The organism is Pseudomonas sp. UBA4194, assembly GCF_002379585.1.
Taxonomy (GTDB): domain Bacteria; phylum Pseudomonadota; class Gammaproteobacteria; order Pseudomonadales; family Pseudomonadaceae; genus Aquipseudomonas.
Genome location: NZ_DFUE01000052.1, coordinates 3,313 through 23,359, shown reverse-complemented (window position 1 = coordinate 23,359; position 20,047 = coordinate 3,313). Strand labels below are relative to the sequence as shown.

The 20,047-nt window shown below is 62.3% G+C and carries 17 protein-coding genes and 1 pseudogene; 6 read left to right on the top strand and 12 right to left on the bottom strand.

Features of this window, described 5'->3' with window-relative positions; translation table 11 throughout:
• Positions 1-25: 25 nt before the first annotated feature.
• The 6 genes from hutG to B3397_RS13555 form a co-directional block, all read right to left on the bottom strand.
• Complete coding sequence (gene hutG / locus B3397_RS13580; RefSeq protein WP_296250895.1) at positions 26-829, bottom strand: N-formylglutamate deformylase; 804 nt, start codon at positions 827-829, stop codon at positions 26-28.
• Positions 826-2,250: a formimidoylglutamate deiminase gene (locus B3397_RS13575; protein WP_296250893.1), complete on the bottom strand. Its 1,425-nt coding sequence runs from the start codon at positions 2,248-2,250 to the stop codon at positions 826-828. The genes hutG and B3397_RS13575 overlap by 4 nt, the downstream gene beginning before the upstream one ends.
• Positions 2,251-2,284: 34 nt before the next feature.
• Positions 2,285-3,046 carry an amino acid ABC transporter ATP-binding protein gene (locus B3397_RS13570; protein ID WP_414704384.1) on the bottom strand — a complete coding sequence of 254 codons (762 nt, stop codon included), beginning with the start codon at positions 3,044-3,046 and terminating at the stop codon, positions 2,285-2,287.
• An 11-nt stretch (positions 3,047-3,057) separates the two neighbouring features.
• Complete coding sequence (locus tag B3397_RS13565; protein ID WP_296250889.1) at positions 3,058-3,723, bottom strand: amino acid ABC transporter permease; 666 nt, start codon at positions 3,721-3,723, stop codon at positions 3,058-3,060.
• Positions 3,724-3,801: 78 nt separating this feature from the next.
• Positions 3,802-4,557: a transporter substrate-binding domain-containing protein gene (locus B3397_RS13560; protein ID WP_296250886.1), complete on the bottom strand. Its 756-nt coding sequence runs from the start codon at positions 4,555-4,557 to the stop codon at positions 3,802-3,804.
• A 60-nt stretch (positions 4,558-4,617) separates the two neighbouring features.
• Positions 4,618-5,355, bottom strand: a complete 738-nt coding sequence (locus B3397_RS13555; protein WP_296250883.1) for an IclR family transcriptional regulator — start codon at positions 5,353-5,355, stop codon at positions 4,618-4,620.
• Positions 5,356-5,549: 194 nt separating this feature from the next.
• On the opposite strand from B3397_RS13555, the gene B3397_RS13550 reads away from it, so the two are divergent.
• Entirely contained in the window at positions 5,550-6,593 is a 1,044-nt protein-coding gene (locus B3397_RS13550; protein ID WP_296250882.1) for a YncE family protein, read from the top strand.
• Between the two features lie 520 nt (positions 6,594-7,113).
• Positions 7,114-9,255, top strand: a complete 2,142-nt coding sequence (gene mtlD / locus B3397_RS13545; protein WP_296250881.1) for a bifunctional mannitol-1-phosphate dehydrogenase/phosphatase — start codon at positions 7,114-7,116, stop codon at positions 9,253-9,255.
• 46 nt (positions 9,256-9,301) lie between these two features.
• On the opposite strand, the gene umuC is transcribed toward mtlD, so the two are convergent.
• Together umuC and B3397_RS13535 are read right to left on the bottom strand one after the other, a co-directional pair.
• Positions 9,302-10,585 (bottom strand): translesion error-prone DNA polymerase V subunit UmuC, encoded by a 1,284-nt coding sequence (gene umuC, locus B3397_RS13540; RefSeq protein ID WP_296250879.1) that lies wholly within the window; start codon positions 10,583-10,585, stop codon positions 9,302-9,304.
• A gap of 123 nt (positions 10,586-10,708) precedes the next feature.
• A complete protein-coding gene (locus B3397_RS13535) occupies positions 10,709-11,599 on the bottom strand; it encodes a LysR family transcriptional regulator (RefSeq protein WP_296250877.1) in 891 nt (296 codons plus the stop codon).
• 148 nt (positions 11,600-11,747) lie between these two features.
• Here B3397_RS13535 and B3397_RS13530 point away from each other — a divergent pair, with 148 nt between their 5' ends.
• Together B3397_RS13530 and B3397_RS13525 are read left to right on the top strand one after the other, a co-directional pair.
• Positions 11,748-13,046, top strand: coding sequence for a CitMHS family transporter (locus B3397_RS13530; protein ID WP_296250874.1), 1,299 nt, complete (start codon positions 11,748-11,750; stop codon positions 13,044-13,046).
• A gap of 102 nt (positions 13,047-13,148) precedes the next feature.
• The gene (locus B3397_RS13525; RefSeq protein ID WP_296250872.1) at positions 13,149-14,513 is read left to right on the top strand and encodes an MmgE/PrpD family protein; all 1,365 of its coding nucleotides are present in this window, start codon (positions 13,149-13,151) and stop codon (positions 14,511-14,513) included.
• A 47-nt stretch (positions 14,514-14,560) separates the two neighbouring features.
• Here B3397_RS13525 and B3397_RS13520 read toward each other — a convergent pair whose 3' ends face one another.
• Entirely contained in the window at positions 14,561-14,992 is a 432-nt protein-coding gene (locus B3397_RS13520) for a LexA family protein (protein ID WP_296250870.1), read from the bottom strand.
• Between the two features lie 95 nt (positions 14,993-15,087).
• Between B3397_RS13520 and B3397_RS13515 the strand changes: the two genes are divergently transcribed.
• Positions 15,088-15,786, top strand: a complete 699-nt coding sequence (locus B3397_RS13515) for an SOS response-associated peptidase (protein WP_296250868.1) — start codon at positions 15,088-15,090, stop codon at positions 15,784-15,786.
• Between the two features lie 51 nt (positions 15,787-15,837).
• Here B3397_RS13515 and B3397_RS22575 read toward each other — a convergent pair whose 3' ends face one another.
• The gene (locus B3397_RS22575; RefSeq protein WP_414704383.1) at positions 15,838-16,572 is read right to left on the bottom strand and encodes a methyl-accepting chemotaxis protein; all 735 of its coding nucleotides are present in this window, start codon (positions 16,570-16,572) and stop codon (positions 15,838-15,840) included.
• A 123-nt stretch (positions 16,573-16,695) separates the two neighbouring features.
• Positions 16,696-17,382: pseudogene (locus B3397_RS22570) on the bottom strand (cache domain-containing protein); the annotation flags it as partial.
• 475 nt (positions 17,383-17,857) lie between these two features.
• On the opposite strand from B3397_RS22570, the gene lldD reads away from it, so the two are divergent.
• The gene (lldD, locus tag B3397_RS13505; RefSeq protein WP_296250861.1) at positions 17,858-18,991 is read left to right on the top strand and encodes an FMN-dependent L-lactate dehydrogenase LldD; all 1,134 of its coding nucleotides are present in this window, start codon (positions 17,858-17,860) and stop codon (positions 18,989-18,991) included.
• Positions 18,992-19,034: 43 nt separating this feature from the next.
• Here lldD and B3397_RS13500 read toward each other — a convergent pair whose 3' ends face one another.
• On the bottom strand, positions 19,035-19,799 hold the full coding sequence (locus B3397_RS13500; protein ID WP_296250987.1) for an AraC family transcriptional regulator: 765 nt from the start codon (positions 19,797-19,799) through the stop codon (positions 19,035-19,037).
• Between the last annotated feature and the right edge of the window lie 248 nt (positions 19,800-20,047).

Here is a 20,047-nt window from a genome sequence, read left to right as displayed (position 1 = left end):
GGAATCCATTGTTGTCGAAGGAATGTCAGGCGGGCTTGAACGCCATGTACCGCTCGATCAGCGCGCGAAGTACCGGTTGCAGCTTCTCGACCTTGGCGGTCTGCAATCCATAGGGCGGCGTTTCCTGCATGTACGCACGTTGCGCCAACTCCAGCTGAACCGCGTGCACCCCATGGGCCGGGCTGCCGTACTGACGGGTGATGTAGCCACCCTTGAACCGCCCGTTGAGTACCGCCGGCAACTGTGGCGCCAGCTGTTCGGCCAAGGCGAGCAACTGCTCACCCAGGCCCGGCGCGCAGGCGCTTGCGCTTGCGGTGCCGAAATTGAACACCGGCAGCTCGCCGTCGAACAGGTGCGGGATGACCGAACGAATCGAATGCGCGTCCCAGAGCAGGGCGTATCCGTGGATCGCCTTGATTCGGGTCAATTGCTGCTGCAATGCCTGATGGTAAGGCTGCCAGTAATGCGCCAGGCGCCGGGCGATCTCGGCCTCGTCCGGCTGTTGCCCCGGCAGGTACAGCGGCACGTCGTCGAAGGTGGTCAGCGGGCACAGTCCGGTGGTGTTCTGGCCGGGGTACAGGCTGGCGCCATCGGCAGGTCGATTCAGGTCGATCACGTAGCGCGAATAACGTGGGCGCAGGGTCGAAGCACCCAGCGCGGCAGCGAAATCGTACAACTGGTGGATATGCCAGTCGGTGTCGTCCACCGCCTGGCCCACCTCGCTGTAGCGGGCCTTCAGATCCTCCGGCAGCTCGGTACCGACGTGGGGCATGGAAATCAGCAAAGGGCCGTCACCCTCATGCAGTTCGAACGTGTGTGCCTGGCTCATAGGGTTTTCTCCAACAGGTCGGCCAAGGTGGCGCGGTAGCCGTGCAAGGCTTCCACTTGCAGAGCGTGCTGGCCGTTGTCGATGACCTGCCTGCCGCCCACGAAGACATCACGAACCGGATGGTTGCCGTGTTCGCAGAACACCAGCGAAGACAACAGCTGTGCCGGGTTACCCGGATCGATATGGGCGGCATCCGCGTCGATGACCACCAGGTCGGCGCGTTGGCCTGCTACCAGTCCGGCGACCGCGCGGCCGGTGGCCGCAGCGCCGCCGCTCACCGCCTGCGCGAACAGTCGGTCGGCCACCACCGGTGCTTCAGGGCTGGCCAGCACGTTGCGCCGGCGGTGCACCAGCCGTTGGCCGTATTCCAGCAGGCGCAGTTCGGCCCAGGGGTTGACCGCCACGTTGCTGTCCGAGCCGATGCCCCAGCGGCCCTTGTCGCCCAGGAACCGCTGGGCATCGAACACCCCATCGCCCAGATTGGCTTCGGTGGTCAGGCACAGCCCGACAGTGGCTTCGCTGCGCGCCAGGGCGGCATATTCAGCGTCGTCCATATGGGTGGCATGCACCAGGCACCAGCGGCTGTCCAGGGGCTGGCGATCCAGCAACCATTGCACCGGCCGCTGGCCGAGAACGGCTACGCAGTCGTCGACCTCACGGGTTTGTTCGGCGATATGAATATGCACCGGGGCCCGCGGGTCCTCGGCATCCAGGCCCTGGAGCAGCCTGGACAAGGATGCCTCGCTCACGGCGCGCAACGAGTGCGGCGCCACGCCGTAGCGCCGGTTGCCATTCTGCGGCATCGCCTTTTGCAAGTGCTGACGCAGCGTCAGGATCCACTCCGGTGAATTGATGAAGCGGCGCTGGTGCGGCAAGGGCTCGGCCTGCCCAAAGCCACCGTACTGGTAGAGCACCGGCAGCAGGGTCATGCCGATGCCCACCTCCTCGGCCGCGCGCACCACCCGCAGCGACAGCTCGGCGGGGTTGGCGTAGGGCTCGCCGTCAGGGTCGTGGTGCACGTAGTGAAACTCGCACACCGAGGTGTAGCCGGCCTTGAGCATCTCGATGTACAGGTGCCGGCCGATGGCTTGCAGGTGACGCGGCTGCAGGCGCTGGGCAAACCGATACATCAAGGTGCGCCAGCTCCAGAACGAGTCGGCGGGATCGCCCATGGTTTCGGTCAAACCGGCCATGGCGCGCTGGAAGGTATGGGAATGCAGGTTCGGCATGCCGCTGATCACCGGGCCACGGGCCACCGGTATGCCGGCCGGACGCGTTGCATCGACGGTTACGGCCGTCAGGTCGCCGGCGGTGTTCCAGCTCAGCAGTACGTTGCGCTGCCAGCCGTCGGGCAGCAGTGCATTGTGGGCGAACAGGCTGCTCTGGGCCGGGTGGGCGACTGAATCTGTTGGTGTATCCACGGAAACCTCTGGGCAGTGGGTCGAGCGCAAGCAGTCAGAGAACGGGCGCGGCATCGCGTGACAGCACGCTTTGCAGGAAGCTGCGGGTGCGCGCTTCGCGGGGCGCGGTGAACAGCTGCGCCGGTGGCGCGGCTTCGACGATGGCGCCTTGGTCCATCACCACCACCACGTCGGCCACTTCCCGGGCAAAGCCCATCTCATGGGTGACGATGATCATGGTCATGCCCTCGTTGGCCAGGGTCTTCATCACCTGCAACACCTCGCCCACCAGTTCCGGATCGAGCGCCGAGGTGGGCTCGTCGAACAACATGACTTTGGGGTCCATGGCCAGCGCGCGGGCGATCGCCACCCGCTGCTTCTGCCCACCGGACAGGGTGCCTGGGTAGACCTGGGCCTTGTGCTCCAGGCCAACCTTGTTCAGCAGACGCAAGCCCTGCTCTTCGGCAGCCTGGCGCGACTTGCCGTGCAACGCCATGGGCGCCAGGGTGATGTTGTCCAGCACGCTGAGGTGCGGAAACAGGTTGAACGACTGGAAGACCATGCCGACTTCACTGCGCAGGGCGTCGAGCTTGCTTTCGGACATCATGCGTCCCTGCTCAACCACCGTGTGGCCGCAGGCGCGCAGCGTTCCGCCTTCGGCGGTTTCCAGGCCATTCATGCAGCGCAGGAAGGTGCTCTTGCCCGAACCGCTGGGGCCGATGACCACCACGACCTGGCTGGCCTGCACGCTGAAGTCGATGTTGTGCAGCACCTGATGTGTGCCGAATGACTTGCTCAGGTTCTGAATGTCGATGATGGGTGTGCTCATCACACTCTCCCGTCGGCGCGCAGCACCTTCTCGGTGCGACGCAGGATCAAGGTGGTGATGCTGGTGAGCATCAGGTAGATAAAGGCAATGGCCAGGTACACTTCAAGCGAGCGATAGGACACGCTGATGATCTTCTCGCCTTCGTGCATCACGTCGGCGATGGTGAGCAACGACACCAGCGCAGAGTTCTTGATCAAGGCAATGAATTCGTTGCCCAGCGCAGGAATCATGCGCACGAAGGCCTGGGGCAGGATGACCTTGCGCATGGCCAGCTTGTGCGGCAGACCCAGGGAGCGGGCAGCTTCCATCTGGCCTTTCTCCACCGACTGGATGGAACCCCGGACGATCTCCGACACGTAGGCGGCGCTGTAGATGCCCAGGCCGAAAATACCGCACACATAAGCCGGCAACTGAACGCCGAAGTGCGGCAGACCGAAGAACAGAATGAACAGTTGCACCAGCAGCGGTGTACCCCGTACCAGCGTCAGGTAGGTGGTGCACAGGCCGTAGATCACCGTGCGTTTGGGATTGAGGCGACCCAGTCCGATCAGCAGGCCCAGCACACAGCCCAGCACCAGCGCCGCAGCGGTGATTTCGATGGTGATCAAGGTGCCAGAGGCGAGCGCGCGCCAGCCGTCCCAGACCGGGGAAAAGTCGAGATCCATGATGTACTCCGCAGAGGCTTACGGTTGAAGGCGTGGTGTGTGCAGGCCCGCCTGAACGGGCAGGCCTGCATCGGCGGCTTATTCTTTTGTGGTGCCGAACCACTTCTGGGTCAGGGCAGCGTATTCGCCGTTGCTACGCAGGGTTTGCAGGGCCTGGTTCATCTGCTGTTGCAGCTCGGTATCGTTCTTGCGAATCGCGAAGCCGTACAGCTCGGTGGTCAGGCCTTCGTCCAGCACGCGGACCTTGGGCTGGCGCTTGGCATATTCCACCGCGGCCGGACGTCCGGTGACCGCAGCATTGACCCGGCCAATGGCCAACAGGTCGAACATGGCCTGGTTCTTCTCCACTTCCACCACACTCACGGCGGGGTAGTTGGTTTTCAGAAAATCGATGGACTTGGTGCCCACCTGGGCCGAGACCTTCTTGCCCGCCACCAGATCGGCCGGCGCATTGATGCTGGTGTCATCCTTGAGTACCAGTACCGCCAGGCCGCCGCGATAGTAGGAGTCGGTAAAGTTGACCACCTTCTGGCGTTCCTCGGTCATGTAGATGGCCGACGCGGCGACATCGAAGCGGTTGGAAATCAGACCCGGGATCAGCCCCTTGAAGCCGATGTCGACCCACTCGACCTTCTTGTTCAGCTGTTTGCCGATGGCCTCGATCAACTCGACATCGAAGCCGGTACGCTTGCCGTCCTGCACGAATTCCATGGGTGGGAAGGTCGCATCGGTACCCACACGCATCACTTCATCGGCGGCCTGGGCCGAGGTGCAGAACGAGGCCATCAGGGTCAATGCAGCAGCCAGGGGGGTGAACAACTTAAACGCTTTCATCACGAATTCCTTCGGCGAGGGTAAGTCCTGTCAGGACCCGAAACATGGATTGAGCGGCAGTTAGAAACGATTGCAAATGCGGCTGGCTGCTTTTCTGGTAAGGCTGATCAACTCAGCCTCCCGTGGGCCAACGCGCAGTGACGGCGCCATCAACGTAATGGTGCCTTCCAGGGCGCCGTCCGCTGAAATCAACGGGACACTGACGCCCCAAACCCCCAGATCGACCTCACTGTCACTGGTGGCATAGCCATTCTTGCGAATCCGTGCGATCTCCTTTTCCAGCGCGGCAACTTCCATAGCGGCCTGCCCCGATTGCTCTTGGAGCAGTTGGCGCTGCACCGGGTCGGGCAGAAACGCCAGCAGGCTCTTGGCCGATGCGCCCTGCATCATCGAATGCGCACGGCCTTTGGTGAATGAGCAGCGCAGTGAACTGCTGCTCTCTTCCATGGCGATGCACACCATCTGGCCATTGCTGTACACCAGCAAGCCGACGCTTTCACCGGTACGTTCGGCCAGGGTACTGATCTCCTCGCGGCTCTGGCTGATCAGGTTGGAGGTCTGATCGAAGCCCCATGCCAACTGCACGCCGGTCGCACCCGGCTCGTACAGCCCCGTGGTCATGTGCTCCTGCAGCAAGCCCCACTTCTTCAGCGATGCCAGATGCCGGTAGACCGTGCTCAGCGGCATATGCACTTGCGCGGCGATACGCTTGGCAGCAATCGGTTGCCCAGCCTTGGCCACGCAGGTCAGCACCTGCAGCACCCGGTCGACAATGCTTGTGGTTCGTGGATCGTTCATGGATGCACTATAAGAACAAATTCTCGATTCTGGCGGACGATTCTCACTGAGCGGGAAAAAAACTCTGGACGGCTTGCGACGAGAAACCGTTCCAGATCCCAAGCGACCGCTCTATTTCCGAACTCCTGGCATTTTGCGCGGGTCACAACTGCATGCGTTTGCACCCAGGACTCAAAACCCTCAGGAGACTGCCCATGCCCTACTCAATCCCATCGCTGCTGACACCCCTGCGCCGCGCCTGCCTGGCCGGTCTGCTGCTCGGCGCCCTGCCTCTGGCGCACGCCGACGACGTATTGCTGGTGGGCAACAAGGACGGTGCCAGTGTCTCGGCACTGAACATGGTCAACGGCAAGGAACTGCTGAAACTGCCGGTGGGCACCGGCCCCCACGAAGTGATCGTTGCCGGCGACGGTCGCCTGGCAGTGGTCGGCAACTACGGTGCCCAGGGTGTGGCCAACAACAGCCTCAGCGTGATCGACTGGCCGGCGCGCAAGGTACTGCGCACCATCGATCTGGGACAGGATTCGCGTCCCCATGGCATTCGTTTCTTCCCTGACAATCAGCGCATCGTGGTCACCACTGAAGACAGCGAGCGCCTGCTGGTGGTCGACCTGGCCCAGGGCAAAGTCCTCGAGCGCATCGACGTGGGCGGCGGCCAGCCCCACATGGTGGTGCTGTCGCCGGATGCCAGCCGTGCCTATGTGACCCATGTCAAAGGCGGCAGCCTGTCGGTGGTCGACCTCAAGCAACAGCGCAAGATCGCCTCGGTGGCTACCGGCAACAGCACCGAGGGCATCGCCCTCGAGCCCTCTGGCAAGCACGTGTGGGTGAGCAACCGTGAAGACAATGAGGTGGCTCTGGTTGATACCCAGACGCTGAAAGTGGTCGACCGGATCAAGACCGGGCGCTTTCCGATCCGCATCGTCATGACGCCGGATGGCAAGCATGCGCTGGTCAGTTGCGCCAAATCCGCCGAACTGTCGGTGATCGATGTGGCCAGCAAGCGTGAGGTCAAGCGCATCGACCTGACGCGCGAAGGCGCGGTGTATCGCGAGACCCTGTTGGGTGCTGCGGCGCTGCCTATCGGGGCGGTGGTCGCGCCGGACGGCAAGCGCGCTTTCGTGGCCATCAGCGGCGGTGACGAGGTGGCGGTAATCGACACGGCTACCTGGACCGTACAGGCCCGTTGGCCGGCAGGCCCTGAGCCCGACGCCCTGGCCATTATCCCGCAAGGGTAAATTATCCCTGGCGACGCTGCAGCTCCCGAAGCACGGGGGCTTCAGCGTATTCAGAGGCCGCGTCAAAGCGCCGCAAGCCTTGAACCAGACGCCTCAGGCATGTTAAGTCTAAAAAGGAATCCCACACTTTGCGCAGGACAATTCGACGGCCCATGCACGGAATCACACGTATCCATCGCCCCTTCGGCTCACTGTCCGCCTCCCTGATTGCGCACCGTGAGCCTAACCGAAAATACGGTGACAACACCGCCACAGGGCTCGCTACTCTCCCCCGCTACACCCCGCTGCACCCCGTTCCAACCTTCGGCTCCCTGAGCCTCTGCGCTACCCGGCACCTACGCCGCGCGCCTGCCCTCATTGATCGTCTGCCCTCGAAACGACCGGGTACCCCGCCGCGCTATTAGCGTCGCCATTTGCCCGCCTGGGCCATCCATCGCGATCTGCCCGAGGCCAACCGTTTCCAGCGACGACTCACGCAACACTGACAGCAGTACCGTCAGCAAAAACAGGAGTAACAGCCATGATTTTCTTCCAGGGAAAAAGAATCTTCAGTGCCATCTTCGATATGGATGGCACCATGTTCGACACCGAGCGCCTGCGCTTCAAGACCTTGAAGCAGGCCTCCAGCGAGATTTTCGGCAAGCCCCTGAGCGAGCACACCCTGGTCGGGTCCCTGGGTCTGAGCGCGAAGAAGGCCGAAGCCCTCGCCAAGGCCCATAACGGTGACAACTTCCCCTACGCCGAAATCCGCAAGCGCGCCGACGAACTTGAACTCGAGTACGTACGCAACCACGGCGTGCCGATCAAGGCCGGTCTGCTGGAGGTGCTGGAGCGCTTGCGCAAATGTGGCCTGACCATGGCCGTGGCCACCTCGAGCCGCCGCGCCATCGCCGAGGAGTACCTGATCAACGCCAATGTGCTCAAGTACTTCGACATCACCGTGTGCGGTGACGAAGTCAGCCAGGGCAAACCGCACCCCGAGATTTTTCTGCGTGCCGCCAGTGCCCTGAACTGTGAGCCGAACCAGTGCTTCATGGTCGAGGACTCGGAGAACGGCATGCTTTCGGCCATTCGCGCCGAAGGCCAGCCGATCCTGATCGAAGACATCAAGCCGCCAGCGGCCGAGGTGAAAGCCGGCGCGTTGAAAGCCTACAGCAGCATGCATCAATTCCTCGACGATCTCAGCGAGTGCATCCCGCACCTGGGGACGCCCGAGTTGAGCGAGCCGTTTCCGCAGTCGCTGAATCAGTTCCGTGTGGGCATTCACGGTTTCGGCGCCATCGGCGGCGGCTACCTGACCCAGGTGTTCTCGCACTGGGACGGCTACACCCGCCCCTGTGAAATCATTGCCGCCACCCGCTCGCGAATGCTGCGCGAAACCGTGTCGGCATTCGGTCGCTACAGCGTGCGCTATGGCGCCACCTCATTCGACCAGACCATCGAAAACGTGCGCATGATCGACATGGACGACGCCGAGGCGGTCATCGACATGTACGACGTCGCCGAGATCATTGGCCTGAGCCTGCCCGAGCAGGCCATCCGCAACCAGGCTGAAGTGATCGCCAAAGGCCTGCTGCGCCGCTTCGAGCGCCGCGGTCGCGAGCTGACCATCTTGATCGTGCTGAACAAGATCGGCGGTGCTGCCTTCGTCCGCCGTCATGTGGAGGCCGAACTGGGGCTGTTGTGCTCGGCCGAGCTCTGCCAGCAGATCATGGGCAAGACCCACTTTGCCGAGACGGTGGTCAGCCGCATCGTTTCCAAGATCAGCAACGACGCACTGATGCGTCAGTTGCGCATCAAGTCGCAGATGTTCCAGAACAGCCTGGACGAAGAGCCGGCACCCCGGGTCAAGTCTTCCAAACCGCCGCTGGAATATCAGCGCCTGATCGGGCGCTTCCAGCCGTTCGCCCAGTCCAGCGCCGCCCTGAGCCAGCTGCACCTGATCCTGTTCAACAGCGAGCCAGACATGCCGCTGTATGTGGAGCGCGGCAGCGACCTGCTGGAGCGTCTGCGCCAGGTGAAAACGGTCGACGACATCGCCCAGATTCAGTTGATCAAGAACCGCCTGTGGAACGGTCCCCACGCCATCATTGCCTGGTATGCCAGCCTGCTGGGCTACTCCTGGGTGGGCCAGGGCATGGGCGACCCGCGCGTCGCGGCATTGGCCGAGCGCCTGATTCGCCAGGAAGTGGCGCCGGCGCTGTTGGCCGACAACGCCGACATGAATGAAACGGTGACCGCCTTTGCCCAGACTTTCCTGGAACGCTGCAAGACCTCGTTCAAGGACCCGTGCGTGCGTGTAGGCCGTGACCCGCTGCGCAAGCTGCAGCGCAATGAACGCATCCTCAGCAGCATCGACCTGGCCAGCAAGCACGCGATCCAGTCCCCTGCCCTGGCTTTCGGCACGGCGCTGGCGATCCACTATGCGCTGCGCACCACCGACAGCAAGGACCAGGAAGCGCAGCAGATGAAGCAGTTGTATGAAGACACTGGCAGCGTCGAGGCCGTGCTGACCCATTCCGGCGACTATAACGGCCGGCCGTATTCGGGGATGGACCCGGTCGACGATGCTCAGTTGATAGCGACGGTGTCCGGGCATTTCCATCGGTTGATGGAGGCGGATTCGGGGCATTGGGGGTGGCCGTTGCAGGGTGATGGTTGAGGGTTGAGGGTTTGAGATTTGGGGTGAGGGGACCATTCACCACAGATCACAACCCCACCCCCACCCTCCAAAGCCCCCCCAAAGAAGTCGTGTAACTGCAGCTCATCATCTCCCGCCGCATCCCCCAATCCGGGTTCATCGGCACGGCTGCAGGCCGTAGCGTTCCCCTGCCCCATCGGCCGTTCACTGCATCCAGCACGCCCATCAGTTTCTGGGCCGCAGCAGGCTGGGAACTGGCGAACAAGTCATCGGTGAACTCCCCCCGCTGACACAACCCCAACAGCAGCACCTCCGCCTTGCTATAGGTGAAACCACTGCGAAACACATGCTCCAACCCCTGTACCGCCGCCTTGGTCAACAAGCGCACATCGTCGGTAGGGTAAGGCAACTGCACCACCACGCCGTTGGCATATTTGGCTTCGTCGGGGTTGAGCATGCCGGTGCGAATGCTCACCCGCAGCTGACGGCACAGCGACTTCTGCGCCCGCAGTTTTTCCGACGCGCGCATCACATAGCTGGCTACCGCCTCACGAATCGGCGCGATCTCGGTCAGGCGTTTGCCGAACATCCTGCTGCAACAGATCTCCCGCTTGGGTGGGTCCGGGTCGTCCAGTTCCAGGCATGCGGTGCCCGCCAGCTCCCGGGCAGTCTTCTCAATCACCACACTGAACTTCTTGCGCAGCAACCACGGGTCGGCGTGGGCCAGGTCCCAGGCGGTATTGATGTTCATCCCTTGCAGATGAGCCGTCATCTTGCGGCCCACCCCCCAAACATCACTGACCTCGGTGATCTTCAGCAGCCGATCACGCCGGGCCGGGTTGCGCAGGTCCAGCACACCGCCCAGCTGCGCCTGCCATTTCTTTGCTGCATGATTGGCCAGTTTGGCCAGGGTCTTGGTGCCGGCGATGCCCACGCCAACGGGAATCCCGGTGTACATATGCACCCGAGCACGGATATCCCGACCCAGGGCCTCGAGGTCCTGCTGCACGCCCGTGAGGTCGGCGAAAGCTTCATCGATGCTGTACACCTCCACCGCCGGCACCATCGACTCGATGACACTCATCACCCGTTCGCTGATATCGCCATACAGCGCGTAGTTCGACGAAAACGCGACCACGCCATGACGGCGCAACTGCTCCTTGATCTGAAAATACGGCGCCGCCATCTTCACGAACGGCTTGGCTTCGGCGGAACGCGCGATCACGCAGCCGTCGTTGTTGCTCAGGACCACGATCGGCGTCTTCGCCAGATCCGGGCGAAACACGCGTTCGCAGCTGGCATAGAAGCTGTTGCAGTCGATCAGGGCATATACGGGGTCGGGCTTTTTCATGGCTGTGCAGATTTACTGTATGAATATACAGTTAACCTTGGAAGGCCGTTCAGGTCAATAACAGCACCGCTCAACCCGACAGGTAGGACACCTCTGCGCCCGACGAGCATCGATCGGCAGCGGCTAGTCGCCGAGAAGATTGCGCAGCAACTCGATCATCGGCTCAACCGCCGGACTGCTTCGATTGGAGGGCCGAACCAGATGCAGCTGGCGAGACGGTACCGAATCATCCATATCCCTGACCACGATATCCGCGCGGCAGGTCGTGGTTGAAAGCTTGGGCGCCAGGGCCACGCCCAGCCCGGCAGCCACCATGGCCTGGGTTTCCTGGTAGTCATTGGCGAGCATGGCAATACGCGGGGTGAAGTTGCAGTGGGCAGAGGCTCGATGCAAAAGCTCGGTGATTTCATGGCCGTCGGATCTACACACCCAGGCCTCGTCGGCAAGCCGCGCGACGTTCACGGGGCCTGCTTCGTCCCCGATGGGATGGCCGACCGGCAGCAATACGACGGTCGGATCAGTTCTCAGCGCCTGTGCAGGTGAAGACTCGGTCAGCCACGGGTACGTCCAGGTGATCGCCAGATCCAGCTCTCCAGACGCCACGAGGCTGCGCAAAGCAGCCACCCGGGTGCTGCGCACATTCAAGGCGATGTCTGGATGCTGCTTGCTGAAGTCCATGACAATGCGCGGCAGCAGCGACGAAGCGAGCGTTGGAAAAACCCCCAGCGAGAGATGCCCCGAGCGACCCTGCGCCACGCTGCGCAGCTCATTTTCGAGTTGTGCCAACTGGGCCTCCATGAGGCTGACCCGCCGCACGACCCGCTCACCCGCATCGGTCAGCACCATCCCGTGCGGGCGGCGTTCGAACAGCGCCAGGCCGATAGCACTTTCCACCCGCTGTACGGTTTGGGAAACCGCCGACGGTGTCAGGTGCAGACTGCGCGCCGCCGCCGTCATGGAGCCGACCCGCCCAACCTGCGCCACAACCCTGAGTTTTTCGATATCGAGTTTCATGCGCTCATGCTAACCGCCGTTAAGCTGCGCTTCAATCGGGGTTAAGTATTTATCGTTATGCTTAATCGGACGGCCTTGATACATTTTTTTCGAAGCCTGTTGGTGAGGGCTTGATCAAGACATAACAAAAACAAGAGGTTCAAAAGAGATGCTGGCCGTCCTCGGTTTTTCCACACTGGCGTTGTTCATGCTGTGCGTCATTCGCAAATGGATGACCGCCTTCGTCGCAATCATCGTGATTCCCGCTTTTTTCCTGCTGTTCACGGGCCAGGGTGCGCAACTGGGCGAAATGATCGCGGCAGGCATCAAGACCGTGGCGCCCACTGCGGTACTTCTATTGTTCGCCGTCCTGTACTTCGGCCTGATGATGGATGCGCGCCTGTTCGATCCCCTGTCGCGCCTGATCATCCGGATTTCCAAGGGCGACCCGGTGAACATCTGCGTCGGCACCGCAGTGCTTGCCTGCCTGGTGGCGCTGGATGGCGATGGCACCACGAGCTACATGATCATCTGCTCCGCTTTCCTGCCGCTTTACAAAAGGCTGCACATCAATCCCCTGATCATTGCCACCATCGCGACCATGGCGCTGGGCACCGTGTCGGGTACCACGCCCTGGGGCGGTGCCGCCACTCGCGCGATCAGCATCCTGCACCTGGACGCCAGCCAATACTTCGCGGGCATGATCGGCCCCATGGTGATGTCGTGCGCATTCGTCTGCCTGATTGCCTATGTGCTGGGCCGTCAAGCGCGCAAAGCCATCGACCCGGCGCACATTGCCCAGGTTTCTGCGCAGATCATGGCCGAGAGTTGCCATGTCGAACACGGTGCCACCTGGCGCACGGCGCTGAATGCGGCGCTTACCGTGCTGTTACTGGTGTGCCTGGTGGCGGGCATCGCCAACCTGATGGTCTTGTTCATCGCCGGATTCGTCATCGCACTGTTCGTCAATGTCCCCCGTGCTTCCGAGCAAGGCGCGGTGATCCAGCGGCACGCCGCCAGTGCGGTTCCGGTGGTGATGCTGGTGCTGGGCGCCGGCGTGTTTACCGGAATCCTGACCCAGACCGGCATGACCACAGCCATGGCCGAAGCCTTCGTCGGTGGACTACCTGATCACCTGGGGTCACTGATTCCTCTGGCGACCGCAGTGATCGGCATTCCATTGAGCTTCTTCATGGCCAACGACGCCTACTTCTTCGGCATTGTGCCGGTGCTCGCAGAGATGGCCGGGCGTTATGACATCCCCGCCATGGACATTGCCCGTGCCGCCGTGATCGGGCAGATGGCCCATTCCATCGGTCCGGCATCGGCGCCGCTCTGGGCGCTGCTTGGAATCATCAAGGCAGATCTGGGCGATTTTCAGAAGTTCGCCTGGAAATGGGTATTGCTCGGATCACTGGCATACCTGGGATTTGCGGTCCTGACCGGCGCGATTTCCGTCAGCACGTAAACCTACCTTCGGCGCCGATCTACGGCCATTCATCATCAACGCTGCCTGTGGCCACGGTACAGACGCGGCGTGGGTAACCGAACCCTCAAGACTGGACTCATCATGCATCTGACAACAGCCCTGGCGGCGCGCATCTGCACGCTGCAATTCGAAGACCTGGAACCCCAGGCCCTGGTCAACGCCAAGGTGGCCATTCTCGATACGCTGGGTTGCGCCTTGGCAGGCGCACGCGAGCCGGTGGTGCAAACCCTGCTTCGAACCGCTGGGCTGAACACCCGAGGGGCAGTGCCGCTATTAGGCAGGGCCGAACGACTGGAGCCGTTGTGTGCCGCCCTGGTCAACGGCGCCGCAGCGCATGCCCTGGATTTCGATGACGTGAACATCGCCATGGGCGGCCACCCCACCGCGCCGCTGCTGCCAGCATTGCTGGCACTGGCCGCCAGCCGTGGCTGCACCGGCCGTCAACTGTTGCTCGCCTACATCGCCGGGTTCGAAATGCAAACCCGCCTGGCGCGCAGCGTCAACTTCCATCATTACGACAAGGGCTGGCATCCCACGGCCACGCTGGGCGTCTTCGGCGCTGCGGCGGCCAGCGCCAAACTGTTGGGACTGGACGAGCAGCAGACCGCCACCGCGCTGGCGCTTTGCGTGTCCCTGGCATCGGGTGTGAAAGCCAATTTCGGTACCATGACCAAGCCCTACCATGTCGGGCATGCGGCGAGAAATGGGTTGATGGCAAGCCTGTTGGCCGAAACGGGTTTCACGGCAAGCCAGGATGCCTTCGAACATCGGCAAGGCTTTTTCGAGGTATTCAATGGGCCAGGCAACTATGCGCCTGAACGCGCGTTGGAGCACTGGGCAAGCCCACTGGACATTGTCGAGCCTGGCATCGGTATCAAGCTGTACCCTTGCTGCGACAGCACCCACGCCAGCCTCGATGCACTGTTCAGCCTGCGCAGCGACCACCCTTTCGACACGGCAGAGGTCGCCCGCATCGACGTGCTCATGCACCCGCTGCGTCTGACCCACGTCAACCGCCCGCAACTGCGCAACGGCCTGGACGCGAAATTCAGCGTGCAATACTGCCTGGCGCGTGCACTGCTGGACGGCCATATCGTGCTGGACAGTTTCAACGACAGCGCCCTGAACGACAGTAAGGCATTGGCACTGATGCCGCTTGTGCATGCGGCGCCGCACCCCACCCCTTCGCTGGCAGAACCTGGCAATTACCTCACCGAGCTGCGCATCCAGCTGCACGATGGGCAGCGCTTTGCACTGACATTGCAGCACCCTTATGGGCGAACCAGAGCCCAACCTGCGCCGCTGCACAGCATCATGACCAAGTTCCACCACAACGCAGCCAAGGCTCTGAACGACCACGATGCGGCGAACCTGAATGAAACGGTCATGGCGATGGAGCGGTTGAGCGACGCCAGCGTGATCGGCCGGTTATGTGCAGCGGGCTAGGTAGCGTCGCCAAGCTCACGGGGTCGATTGTCAGCTAGCCGGTGGCCTCAGCAGGCCTTCTCGTGCGCCCGCACACTGAAGGTCACCACGCCCCAGATGGAAAGTTCATCCCCCTCCATGATGTAGCGCGGCGGATAGTTGCGGTTCTCCGACTGCAGGATCACCTCCCGACCGCGCTTGTGCAGGCGCTTGCACACCGGCTCGGTATTCACCGCCGCGATGACGATATGCCCGTGCTCGGCCTCGATCGAACGATCAACCACCACCAGATCGCCGCAGAAAATCCCCGCCCCTTGCATGCTGTCGCCCTGAATTCGCACCAGGTAGATATGCGGCGCGCGGATGTCCAGCAGCTCATCCAGGGAAATGCGCTTTTCCATGTGATCGGCCGCCGGGGACGGAAAGCCTGCCGGAACCAGGAATGAATACAACGGATGCGCGGCGCTGCCCGATGCGAGCGGGCCTAGGATAGTGATCATGGGACTGCCTGTTATTGATACTGTACGAATATACAGTTAACTTTGTAGGACGCCTGCGGTCAACCGGAGACAGCGGCAATCTGACGGAGAGCAGTATGTGCGGCCGATACTCGATGTACGAACCGATGGAGGTGTACCTGCGCGAGCTCGCCCCGCGACAGCAGGTGATCAGCTATGTCGACCCGCAGCCGGCGGAGCGCTACAACATCGCCCCCACCCAGCCGGCAGCGGTACTGCGAGGTACTGACGCGGGCCTGCGTATCGATGCGGTGAAATGGGGCTGGGCGCCCTTCTGGGCCCAGGGCAAGCGCCCCGCGCCGATCAACGCTCGGGTGGAAACCGTGGCGACCGGCAGATTCTTCAAGCAGCTGTGGCCCAATGGTCGGGTACTGGTACCCGCCAACGGCTGGTACGAATGGGTCAAGGACCCTGCCAATCCCAAGCTCAAGCAGCCCTGGTTCATTCGTTTGAAGGGCGACAAGCCAATGTTTTTCGCAGCCTTGGCCCAGGTAACGCCAGGGTTGGAACCCCACGATGGCGACGGTTTCGTGATCATCACCGATGCCAGCAACGAGGGCATGGTCGATATCCACGATCGGCGGCCGGTGGTGCTGGCGCCGGAGCAGGCGCAGGAATGGCTTGAAAGCGATCTACCCGGCGAACGCAGCAGTCAGATTGCCCAGTTCGAAGGCCGACCCGTGAGTGATTTTGAGTGGTACAAGGTAGGCCGTGCGGTGGGGAATGTACGCAATCAGGGGGCCGAGTTGATCGAGCCAGTGGACGAGGCGTCGTGAAACGGTCGCCGCAGCGCATGGAATGCGGCGACCGGACGCGTACGACGCTACCTAAACCCTGAACTGCCGCAACAACCCGTTCAACTGCTCGCTCAACTGCTTGAGCTGCAGGCTCGCCGCATTGGACTGCTCAGCGGCCGTGGCGGCATTGCGCGACAACTGCGCGGCCTGGGTGACGTTCTGGTTGATGTCTTCGACCACGTGGGACTGCTGCAAGGTGGCGCTGGCGATGGAAGCGTTCAGGCCGTTGAGGTTGCCCAGGGCGCTGCGGATGGAGGTCAGGCTGCTGCCGGCCAGGTTGGCTTGCTCGATGGTCAACTGCGATGCGCGGCTGCTGTCGCCGATGACTTTCACTGCAGCATCGGAATGGGTCTGCAGGCGTTCGATCATGCCGTGAATTTCGGCAGTGGACTTCTGGGTGCGTTGCGCGAGCAGCCGGACCTCGTCGGCTACCACGGCAAAGCCGCGGCCCTGATCACCCGCGCGGGCGGCTTCGATGGCCGCGTTGAGGGCCAGCAGATTGGTCTGTTCGGCAATCGAGCTGATCACCTCCAGCACGCTGCCGATCTGCGTGCTCTCGCTGGCCAGGGTCCTGATCACCCCCACGGCCTGATCGATGGTGCCCGACAGCGCGTCGATCTGGCGCAGGCTGTTATCGATGTTGGTCTGGCCTTGCTGGGCCTGATCCTGGGCGTTGCGCATCTCGCTGGCCGCATGCTCGGCGTTCTTGGCCACGTCCTGTACACCGTAGGTCACCTGGTTGACCGCGGTGGCAACCAGCTCCATCTGCTGAGACTGTTGCTGGCTGCGGGCGTGGGCCTGGTCGGCGTTGCTGCCCAGCGCACTGGAGGCCTGGCCCAGCCCGGTGGCGGATTGCTGCAGCTCGCCGACCACCCGACGCAGCTTGGCGGTAAAGCCATTGAAGTGCCTGGCCAGTTGAGTGATTTCGTCGTTACCGTCGGTGGCCAGACTGCGGGTCAGATCGCTTTCGCCGCTGGCGATATTGGCCATGGCCTGCACTGCAGTGTCCAGCGGGCGCACGATGCTGCGGGCGATCAACGTCAGCAGGATGATCATCACCACGATGATGCCCAAACCGATGGATGCCGCCTTCCACACCTGCTGGCGGAATTCGACCTGCACATCATCCACGTACACGCCGGAACCGATGATCCAGCCCCAAGGCTCGAACAGGCTGATGTACGAAGTTTTCTCGACAGGATCGGTGGCGCCGGGTTTCGGCCAGCGATAGTTGACCATGCCGGCGCCTTTGGCCTTGGCCACGGCGACCATTTCGTTGAAGACCTGAAAACCGTCGGGGTCTTTTATGCCGGAAAGGTCCTGGCCAATCAGCTTGGGGTTGGCCGGGTGCATGATCATCACCGGGCGCAGATCGTTGATCCAGAAGTAGTCAGTCTGGTTGTAGCGAAGCCCGCCGATCGCTGCCATGGCCTGCTGCTGGGCTTGCTCGCGGGTCAACGTCCCGGCTTTCTCCAAGCCTTGGTAATAGCCGAGCACGCCGCTGGCGGTTTGCACCACGTGCATGGTTTTCTGAGCCTTGGCGTCGTACAGGTCGTCGTGAATCTGCTTGAGCATGGCCACCGACATCGCCAGCAACATCAGTACGGCGACGATCAGAATCAGCCATAGCCGACGGCTGATGGAAAGACTGCGCATATTCATGACTCCCGTGGATTCATTGCTTTTGTTATGGGCCAGGCACATCGGCGCGCCAAGCGGCGCGTGGATACTGAAGCTGTCGGCGGCGGCAGGGGAAACGTTAGGGGACGGGAGCACCGCGCGTCGGCATGTCCTGAGGAACGGCAGAATTGCCCTGCCAGAGGCAGGCGCGGGTGCGACAAATTGACAGCGGCCCCTGGGTGCTTTTAATCTGGCTTCCATGGATTGTAAATTGGTCTTACCAATATTTTGATACCCCATTGCAGCGCGTTGAGCATTGGCTGCAATACGTCGAACAATAATCAGGGCCCGCCAACATGCGTATGCACATCCACGCGAATTCCGCCGCCGTGCGCGGCAGCGTCACCCTCGGCATGGAGCACCCCCGCCCATGATCATCTCCGCCTCTACCGACTACCGCGCCGCTGCGCAACGCAAACTGCCACCCTTTCTATTTCATTACATCGACGGCGGCGCCTACGCCGAGCACACCTTGCGTCATAACGTTTCGGACCTTGCACAGATCGCCCTGCGCCAGCGGGTGCTGCGCAACATGTCCGAGCTGAGCCTGGAGACTCAGCTGTTCGGCCAGACGTTGTCGATGCCGGTAGCCCTGGCGCCTATCGGCTTGTGCGGCATGTTTGCCCGGCGTGGTGAGGTGCAGGCGGCGAAGGCGGCGGATGCCAAGGGCATTCCGTTTACCCTGTCGACGGTGTCGGTGTGCCCAATCGAGGAAGTGGCACCCACCATCACCCGGCCGATGTGGTTTCAGCTGTACGTACTCAAGGACCGCGGCTTCATGAAAAACGCCCTGGAGCGAGCCAAGGCCGCCGGGGTGACGACGCTGATCTTTACCGTGGACATGCCAGTGCCCGGCGCCCGCTACCGCGACGCCCATTCCGGCATGAGCGGCCCCAACGGGCCGCTGCGCCGGATGCTGCAAGCGTTCACGCATCCCGCCTGGGCGTGGGATGTGGGTTTGCACGGCCGGCCCCACGACTTGGGCAATATTTCCACCTACCGCGGCAACCCTACGGGGCTGGCCGACTACATCGGCTGGCTGGGCAGCAACTTCGACCCGTCGATTTCCTGGAAGGATCTGGAGTGGATCCGCGAGTTCTGGGAGGGCCCGATGGTCATCAAGGGGATTCTGGATGCCGAGGACGCCAAGGATGCGGTGACCTTCGGCGCCGATGGCATCGTGGTTTCCAACCATGGCGGACGTCAGCTCGACGGCGTGCTGTCCAGCGCCCGCGCCTTGCCAGCGATTGCCGATGCAGTGAAAGGCGACCTGGCGATCCTGGCCGACTCAGGGATTCGCAGCGGCCTGGACATCGTGCGCATGATTGCCCTGGGCGCCGACAGCGTATTGCTCGGCCGGGCGTTCATCTATGCGCTGGCGGCGGCAGGGGGTGCCGGGGTGAGTAATTTGCTGGATTTGATCGAGAAGGAGATGCGCGTGGCGATGGTGCTGACAGGGGCCAAGTCGATCAAGGAGATTACCGGGGAAGCGTTGGTGCGTTAGGGGATGGGGTTGGGATGTGCGGTGGATGGTCCCTTCATCAGCCCTACCCCACCACTCCCCGATATTCCCGCGGGGTAAATCCGGTCAGCAGTTTGAACTGCCGCGTGAACGCACTGTGGTCCGTGTACCCGCACTGCAAAGCCACCTCGGTAATCGGCAGCTCGCTGCGCAACAGCCCCCGCGCATGCTCCAGACGCACCTTCTGGATCATCTGCCGCGGGGTCAGGTGAAACACCCGTTTGCAGTACCGCTCCAGTTGCGCCACGGAGATACCTGCAACTTGGGTCAATTCGCTCAGGGTCACTCGTCGTTGGAAGTGCGTGCGAATGTAGTGGTCTACCGCCGCCAGGCGCGGATAGGTGGGGTGGGCTTCACTGGCTGAATGCAGATCCACGGAAATGCCCGCCAGGCCAACGATATGCCCTTGGTGATCGACCAGCGCACGCTTGTGAGTCAGACACCAGCCGGGCTCGCGGCTGCCATACAGGTGCAGTTCCAGTTGATCCTCCAGCACCAGCCCCTGCTCCAGCACGCGCTTGTCCTGTTCGGTGTAGCCGGGACCCATGGGCTCAGGGAAACTTTCGGCGCTGGTCTTGCCCAGCAACCCTTGCAGGCGCTTCAAGCCGCAGCGCTGGACCAACGTCCGGTTGGCCAATACATAACGCGCCTGACGGTCCTTGATGAAAATCGTCGCATTGGGAATGGCGTCCAGCAACGGCAGCAACTGCGCCACATGGGCGGTGATCTGCTCAAGGCTTGCAGCAGGGCCGCCCACCAGCGACTGCAAGCCCATCTCCATCGGATTCATCACGCATTATCTCAAGGCCGCCTACCCGCCCGATGCTAACAGATCGCAACGCACGGCTGTGTGCACCTGCAAGATCATACGCCAGTCATGCCGGCCTCTTCGCGGCTTTACGCCGCTCCTACAGACTCCCCGCTCTCCCTGTAGGAGCGGCGTCCAGCCGCGAAGGCGTCAGCCCAGCCAGCGCACCTGCAAGTTCATGCGCCGATCACGCCGCCCCTACAGGCTCCCCAATCCCCTGTAGGAGCGGC

Bases quoted from the DNA above. Each gene is read 5' to 3' on its own strand.
- hutG (WP_296250895.1), bottom strand. From the start codon at position 829: ATGAGCCAGGCACACACGTTCGAACTGCATGAGGGTGACGGCCCTTTG.
- B3397_RS13565 (WP_296250889.1), bottom strand. From the start codon at position 3,723: ATGGATCTCGACTTTTCCCCGGTCTGGGACGGCTGGCGCGCGCTCGCC.
- B3397_RS13560 (WP_296250886.1), bottom strand. From the start codon at position 4,557: ATGAAAGCGTTTAAGTTGTTCACCCCCCTGGCTGCTGCATTGACCCTG.
- B3397_RS13555 (WP_296250883.1), bottom strand. From the start codon at position 5,355: ATGAACGATCCACGAACCACAAGCATTGTCGACCGGGTGCTGCAGGTG.
- B3397_RS13550 (WP_296250882.1), top strand. From the start codon at position 5,550: ATGCCCTACTCAATCCCATCGCTGCTGACACCCCTGCGCCGCGCCTGC.
- mtlD (WP_296250881.1), top strand. From the start codon at position 7,114: ATGATTTTCTTCCAGGGAAAAAGAATCTTCAGTGCCATCTTCGATATG.
- umuC (WP_296250879.1), bottom strand. From the start codon at position 10,585: ATGAAAAAGCCCGACCCCGTATATGCCCTGATCGACTGCAACAGCTTC.
- B3397_RS13535 (WP_296250877.1), bottom strand. From the start codon at position 11,599: ATGAAACTCGATATCGAAAAACTCAGGGTTGTGGCGCAGGTTGGGCGG.
- B3397_RS13530 (WP_296250874.1), top strand. From the start codon at position 11,748: ATGCTGGCCGTCCTCGGTTTTTCCACACTGGCGTTGTTCATGCTGTGC.
- B3397_RS13525 (WP_296250872.1), top strand. From the start codon at position 13,149: ATGCATCTGACAACAGCCCTGGCGGCGCGCATCTGCACGCTGCAATTC.
- B3397_RS13520 (WP_296250870.1), bottom strand. From the start codon at position 14,992: ATGATCACTATCCTAGGCCCGCTCGCATCGGGCAGCGCCGCGCATCCG.
- B3397_RS13515 (WP_296250868.1), top strand. From the start codon at position 15,088: ATGTGCGGCCGATACTCGATGTACGAACCGATGGAGGTGTACCTGCGC.
- B3397_RS22575 (WP_414704383.1), bottom strand. From the start codon at position 16,572: ATGGAGCTGGTTGCCACCGCGGTCAACCAGGTGACCTACGGTGTACAG.
- lldD (WP_296250861.1), top strand. From the start codon at position 17,858: ATGATCATCTCCGCCTCTACCGACTACCGCGCCGCTGCGCAACGCAAA.
- B3397_RS13500 (WP_296250987.1), bottom strand. From the start codon at position 19,799: ATGAATCCGATGGAGATGGGCTTGCAGTCGCTGGTGGGCGGCCCTGCT.